The organism is Microbacterium sp. (assembly GCF_029263575.1).
Classification (GTDB): domain Bacteria; phylum Actinomycetota; class Actinomycetes; order Actinomycetales; family Microbacteriaceae; genus Microbacterium.
In genome coordinates this window covers 1-6611 of record NZ_JAJUFV010000155.1, presented here as the reverse complement: position 1 = coordinate 6611, position 6611 = coordinate 1, and the positions used below count along the sequence as shown (strand labels likewise).

General features: G+C 65.9%; 6 protein-coding genes and 1 tRNA gene. All 7 read right to left on the bottom strand.

Annotated elements, in window-relative coordinates; translation table 11 throughout:
- Window positions 1-719 (bottom strand): extracellular solute-binding protein (locus Q1J95_RS13175; protein ID WP_300268276.1); only part of this gene is annotated, 719 nt, incomplete at its 3' end.
- Window positions 720-762: 43 nt separating this feature from the next.
- Window positions 763-2406 (bottom strand): glycoside hydrolase family 13 protein, encoded by a 1644-nt coding sequence (locus Q1J95_RS13170; protein WP_300268278.1) that lies wholly within the window; start codon window positions 2404-2406, stop codon window positions 763-765.
- Between the two features lie 184 nt (window positions 2407-2590).
- Window positions 2591-3595 (bottom strand): LacI family DNA-binding transcriptional regulator, encoded by a 1005-nt coding sequence (locus tag Q1J95_RS13165; protein ID WP_300268274.1) that lies wholly within the window; start codon window positions 3593-3595, stop codon window positions 2591-2593.
- A gap of 60 nt (window positions 3596-3655) precedes the next feature.
- Window positions 3656-4915: an LCP family protein gene (locus tag Q1J95_RS13160; RefSeq protein WP_300268271.1), complete on the bottom strand. Its 1260-nt coding sequence runs from the start codon at window positions 4913-4915 to the stop codon at window positions 3656-3658.
- A gap of 54 nt (window positions 4916-4969) precedes the next feature.
- Window positions 4970-5054: transfer RNA gene (locus Q1J95_RS13155), tRNA-Ser, on the bottom strand.
- A 43-nt stretch (window positions 5055-5097) separates the two neighbouring features.
- Window positions 5098-5925, bottom strand: coding sequence for an HAD family hydrolase (locus Q1J95_RS13150; RefSeq protein WP_300268270.1), 828 nt, complete (start codon window positions 5923-5925; stop codon window positions 5098-5100).
- On the bottom strand, window positions 5922-6611 hold a 690-nt coding region (locus tag Q1J95_RS13145; protein ID WP_366945558.1), incomplete at its 5' end, for an aminoacyl--tRNA ligase-related protein. The genes Q1J95_RS13150 and Q1J95_RS13145, both read right to left, overlap by 4 nt.

Below are 6611 nucleotides of genomic sequence, written 5' to 3'. Positions count from 1 at the left end.
GACGCCTTGGTCGCCGGGTTGTCGATCGTCGACGTCGCTGTGCCATCGGCGTTGTCGGTCTGGGTGCGTCCGCCGCGGGCGGCCGTCTGCGAGGTCAGCTGCCAGCCGCCGGTGTTGTTGATCGCCATCTGCGCGTAGCCAGCCTTGCCCGTGGCGTCGGTGATCGCCTGGGCAGCTTCACGGATCTCATCCCACGTCTCGGGCGGGCTGTCGGGGTCGAGGCCGGCCTGCTCGAAGAGGTCGCGGTTGTAGTGCAGCGCCGCGGCATACGCCTGGCGGGGGAAGCCGTACAGCTTGCCGTCTTCGCCCGTGACGCCCTCGAGAATGACGGGGTTGAACTTGTCGGTGTAGCCGAGCTCGTCAATGGCCTCGGTGACGTCGGTGAGCTGCCCGTTCTCCAGCAGTGTCTTGGAGTCGGTGAATGGCACCGTGAAGACATCGGGAAGGCTGCCGCCGGCGAGTTGCACGGCGAAGGTCGGGCCCTCCCATTCGTACTCGACGCCGATGATGTCGATGTCGGGATGCTCCTTCTCGAACTGCTTCTCCTGAGCTGCAAAGCCCTCATAGGCTGCGGCATCCGCCCCCGGAGGGAACGTCGCCACGCGCAGCTCGGTCTTGCCGTCTCCGGTTCCTCCGGCGTCGGTGGCGCACCCGGCGAGCGCGCCGGCGGTCGCGAACACCGCGACGGCCGCTATCAGGGTCCTGGTTGATGACTTCATTGTCTTGCCTTCCGTGATGGGGTTTCAGACTGTGGTGCGGGGTTTACTGCTGTGCTCCGTCGGAGCGCTCCGGGCTCTCGCGCAGGGCGAGCCAGACCGTGGAGTCGGGGGGCAGCACGCCGCCGAGCGGCGCGCTGGAGAGAAGCACCTCATGGTGCGCGGGCAGCGGCACGGGTGTGGCGCTGAGATTGGTGATGCTGATCAAGTTGTCGCCACGATGAAACGCGATGATGTCTGCGCCGAGCTCGAGCCATTCCAGCTCTCCGGTGGCGAAGTCGGCCTGGCTGCGGCGCAGCGCGATCGCCTGACGGTAGAGGTTCAGCATCGAGGTGGGGTCGGAGCGCTGGGCTTCGACCGTGTACGTGCTCCAATCGGCTGGCTGCGGCAGCCACGCGGTGCCGCCGAATCCGTAGGGCGCGCTCGTTCCTGACCAGGGCAGCGGCACGCGGCATCCGTCTCGACCCGGGTCGACACCTTCGGAGCGAAAGTGCATCGGGTCTTGGATGACCTCGCGCGGAAGCTCGACCTCGGGCAGCCCCAGCTCATCGCCCTGGTAGATGTACAGGCTTCCCGGAAGCGCCGCCACCAGCAGCGCGGCCGCGCGGGCGCGCTGTGTGCCGCGGGCGATGTCGGTCGGGGTGCCGAAGCGCTTGCGCAGAAAAGCGAAGCCCGAATCGGCCCGGCCGTAACGTGTGACGGGCCGGGTGATGTCGTGATTGGAGAGCACCCAGGTGGCGGGAGCGCCGATGGGCTCGTGCTCGGCGAGGGTCCGCGTGATCGAGGCGCGCATGGCTGCCGCGTTCCACGGCTGTGTCATGAAGTCGAAATTGAACGCGGTGTGCATCTCGTCGGAGCGCAGGTACCGGGCGAAACGCTCGGCATCATCGAGCCACACCTCGCCGACGAGCACGCGCTCGCCCTCGTACTCGTCGGCGACAGCGCGCCAGTCGCGGTAGATGTCGTGCAGTTCATCACGGTCGATATGCGGGTGATCGCCGGGCGCGGCGGTTCCTTTCGGCAGCGACGGCAGAGCGGCGTCCTTCACCGGCATGGCTGCGGAATCGATGCGCACGCCAGCGACACCGCGATCGAACCAGAAGCGCAGGATGTCTTCGTGCTCGCGACGCACGTCAGGGTGGTTCCAGTTCAGATCGGGCTGCTCGCGGGTGAACAGGTGCAGGTACCACTCCCCCGGCGTGCCGTCGGGGTTGGTCGTGCGCGTCCACGTGCTGCCCTGGAAGCTGGAGACCCAGTCGGTCGGCATCTCATCGCCGTTCTCGCCCCGGCCGGGGTGGAACCAGAAACGCGCGCGCTCGGGACTGCCGGGGCCGGCGGCGAGCGCCTGCTGGAACCACTCGTGCTGGTCAGAGATGTGGTTGGGGACGATATCGATGATGGTGCGGATGCCGAGGGCGAGGGCCTCTTCGATCAGCTGCTCAGCTTCGGCGAGGGTTCCGAAGCGCGGATCGATGTCGCGGTAGTCCTGCACATCGTAGCCACCGTCCGCGAGCGGGCTCGGGTACCACGGAGTGAACCAGATCGCGTCGACGCCCAGTTCCTTGAGATAGCCGAGACGGTCGCGAACGCCAGCAAGGTCGCCCGTGCCATCGCCAGAGCCATCGGCGAAGCTGCGCACATAGACCTGGTAGATCACAGCGTCGCGCCACCACCCGGTATCCGTCGGCATGCTCACGGTACGGGGTGTCGCGTTCAGAACGTCGGTGTTCACATCTCTCCTCAGCGTCAAAGCTTTCGCTGATTTGAAATGTAGCTTCTCGGATGAGATTCTGCAAGAACTTAATTTATTTGTGCAAGAATCAGATTCCACGAGACGGCACGGAACGACCGTTCGACGCGGTCAGAGCGACGTTCTAGCGCGCAGGCGCGGTAGAGGAGCGCAGCACGAGCTCAGGCTCGAACAGCAGCTCTTCACCGCTCTCACTCGTGCCGGCGATCTGCGACAGCAGCAGCTCGATCACCGTTCGCCCCATCGCCTCTATCGGCTGGCGCATGGTCGTCAGGGGAGGCTCCGTGCAGCTCATCAACGCCGAGTCATCGAACCCGACGATGCTGATGTCTTCTGGCACGCGCAGCCCCGCACGCCGCGCGGCGCGCACGGCGCCAAGCGCGATCGGGTCGCTCGCGCACACGATGGCCGTTGCCCCGGCGGCGATCAGACGCGTGGCACCGGCCTGCCCCGACTCGAGCGAGTACAGCCCCCGCACGATCAGCTCGTCGGTCAGCGGCGAACCGAGCTTGTCCAGCAGTGGCCGAGCGGCATCGAGCTTGCGTTGCGAGGGAATGTGATCGGTGGGGCCGAGGAGCATGCCGATGCGCCGGTGTCCGAGTTGGTGAACATGCAGCACAGCCTGCTCTGCAGCGGCGGAGTCATCAGTGGAGACTGTGGGGAAGGTCAGACTCGGGATGCGCGCATTGACCATGACGGTCGGCAGATTGACCTGGCGTAGCCGCTCGTAGTGCTCATGCTGCGCGTCCGCCTGCGTGTAGTTACCGCCGAGGAAGATCACGCCCGACACCTGCTGCGCGAGAAGCAGGTCGACGTAGTCGGACTCGGTCACGCCGCCGGCGTTCTGCGTGCACAGCAACGGGGTGTACCCGTTCTGCGTGAGCCCGCCGCCGACGATCTCGGCCAGCGCAGGAAAGATCGGGTTCTGCAGCTCAGGCAGCACGAGCCCGACGAGCCTCGCCCGCTCACCGCGCAGCTTGGTCGGACGCTCATACCCGAGCACATCGAGCGCGGTGAGCACTGCCTGGCGCGTTCCCTCTGAGACACCGGGCTTCCCGTTGAGCACGCGACTCACCGTCGCCTCGCTCACGCCGACCTTACGAGCCACCTCTGCCAGACGCTTAGACATGTCGCCAGTGTACGCAAGAACTTGCGTGATCACGCAAACGGATGCGTCGGCTTGCTGATGCTAGCGGACGTTACCGTTCGAACAGGTCTGCTGGGCTGCCGAGCTGCCGCGAATCGTGTCGGGCAGTTCCGTGGCGGGGTCCTGCGGAGCCGGAGTCTCTGTCGCCGCCTCGTCGGTCGCCTCCGTCTCGTCGGTAGCAGACGTGTCGTCTGGTTCCTGCACGACGACACCATCATTGCCGGTGTTCTCGTGGGTGACCTGCAGCTGCTCGTTCGCAGCGATCGCGTCCCACATGACGCCGGCTGCGTCGTAGTTCGGCACGACCTTGTCGCGGTCAGCCGGGTCGGTGTAGGTCGGATACTGCAAGAACACGATGTCTTCGAACGGCACGTCCTTCACCGCGAGGGCGACCTGCACGATCGTCGTCGGGTTCGTCAGAGACGTGCTGGGTTCGAGGTTGCTCAAGGCAGTGTTCGACAGGCGCAGCATCGTGGAGACGTTGCCGAGCACCTCGCCGCTGATGAGCTTGCGCGCCAGACTCGACATGTACTGCTGCTGGTTGCCGATGCGGCCCAGGTCACTGCCGTCGCCGACGCCATGCCGCGTACGCAAGAACTGCAACGCTTCCAGTCCCTGAACCGTGTGCGTTCCCGCAGCCATGTCGAGGCCGGTGTAACGATCCCGAATGGGGTTGGCCAGACACACGTCGACACCACCGATGGCGTTCGTGATCTCGATCACACCGCCGAAGGTGACCGAAGCGGCGAAGTCGATTTGTTCACCGGTCAGCTCGGTGATCGTCTTGGCCGCACAGTTCAGGCCACCATAGGAGTAGGTGCTGTTGAGCGGCTGCTTGCTCATCGCCGACGTTTCGCTGCCGTCTTCACGCGTGCACGAGGGGATCGGGAGCATCAGGTCGCGGGGGAAGCTCACCGCGGTGATTCGCCGCGGCTCTTCTGACACATGCACGAGGATGTTGACATCGTTGAGCGTTCCCGAAGAATCCGGGCCGTCGCACCGATCACCGAACAGGTGCGCGTATTTGTCTTCGCAGCTGTCGGTGCCGATGAGAAGCAGATTGAACCCGCCCTCGAACTCATCGATGTTCGGAGGCACCGGACGCTGGCCTTCAAGATCGACCGCGTCTGCCGTCGCCGAGCTGTACAGGTCGCTGACGACGAAGGCGCCGATGCTCAGACCGCTCACCAGTAGCACGGCCAGGCCGATACCGAGCATCTTGAGCAACTGGCTGATCGGCCCAGGAGTGCGCAACTGACCGTGGCGAGCCACAGTGCTGCGGCGACGGATCTTCTCGCTCACTCGGTGCCTTTCGGATCTGATCACGGTTCTCGACGTACCGCAGTCAGTTTTCTGCGGAGGGTGTGGGATTCGAACCCACGAGACATTTCTGCCCACTGGTTTTCAAGACCAGCTCCATCGGCCGCTCGGACAACCCTCCTCGATGGACGAATCCAACGATCAGTGCACGAGTCTAGCCGGTTTCATTGTGTCGTCTTCACCTGAGGGACGCCTGGATGCGCCGTAAGCGTGTCCAGAGCGAGCGCCAGACCGCCGTCAGCGACATCTGCGGTGACCTCGCCTGCGGCACCCTTCACATCATCCGGCGCCTGCCCCATCGCCACCGCGCGACCGCCCAAGCTCCGCGCCCAGGCGAACATGCCGACATCGTTTCGACCGTCCCCGGCGACGAAGACGCGATCGCCGTCTATGCCGAGCTCGGCATAGACGCGGGCGAGGGCCGTGCCCTTGTCGACCCCGTGCGGGGCGATGTCGAGCCAGGCCGTCCAACCGATGGCGTACGAGACCTCGTTGAGCCCGGCATCCACCACCAGTCGGTGGAAATCCTCTTCGTCGTGATCGGGCGAGACCACGACGACGCGCGATACCGGGTCGGCCGCGAGCTCATCGAAGCCCACCAGCCGCCCGCCACGCACCGACCAGTCATCGACCTCGCCCGTGAACAGGCGCTGCCCGTTCTCGAGCTCCACCATGTAGTGCGCTTCGGGAAGCCGCTCCTGCAGCAGCGTCAGCACGGCGGTCGGATCGAAGAGCTCGACCCGCCAGCGTTCCCAGGAATCTCCCACGCGGCGCATCGTCACCGCACCGTTGGAGCACACCACGAACTCGGGGGCGATCTCGAGCGCGTCGACCCAGCGCTCGGTGGCCATCCAACTGCGCCCCGTGGCGATCGTCACCACGTTGCCGTCGTCCCGTACACGTGCGACGGCCTCGGGAACCCCGGGGCTCATCGTCTCGTCTTGCAGGATGATCGTCCCGTCGACGTCGAGGCCGACCAGCCAGGGCGTCATTTCTTCGGCTCCAGCACTTCCAGCCCACCCAGGTAGGGCCGCAACGCCTCCGGAACGATGACCGAGCCATCGGCCTGCTGATGCGTCTCCAGCAGCGCGACGATCCACCGCGTCGTCGCCAGCGTGCCGTTGAGCGTCGCGACCGGCTGCGTCTTCGCCGGCTGCGCCTTCGCCGGCTGCGCCGCCTCACCGCTCGCGGCTCCCACCTGACCGTTCGCTGAGCCCCCCTCACCGTTCGCTGAGCCCGTCGAAGCGCCCGGCCGGTAGCGCACGTCGAGGCGACGCGCCTGGAACGTCGTGCAGTTCGAGGTCGACGTCAGCTCGCGGAAAGCCTCCTGCGTGGGAACCCACGCCTCGATGTCATACTTTCGCGCGGCGCTCGAGCCCAGGTCACCCGCAGCCACATCGATGACGCGGTACGACAGTCCCAGCGCCGTCAGCATCTCCTCCTGCAGTGCGACGAGCCGAAGGTGCTCTGCCTCGGCGTCGTCGGGGTCGGTGTACACGAACATCTCGAGCTTATTGAACTGGTGCACGCGGATGATGCCGCGGGTGTCTTTGCCGTACGACCCCGCCTCGCGCCGATAGCACGTCGACCAGCCGGCGTAGCGCAGGGCGCCGCCGGCGAGATCGACGATCTCGTCTTTGTGGTACCCGGCGAGCGCGACCTCGCTCGTGCCGACCAG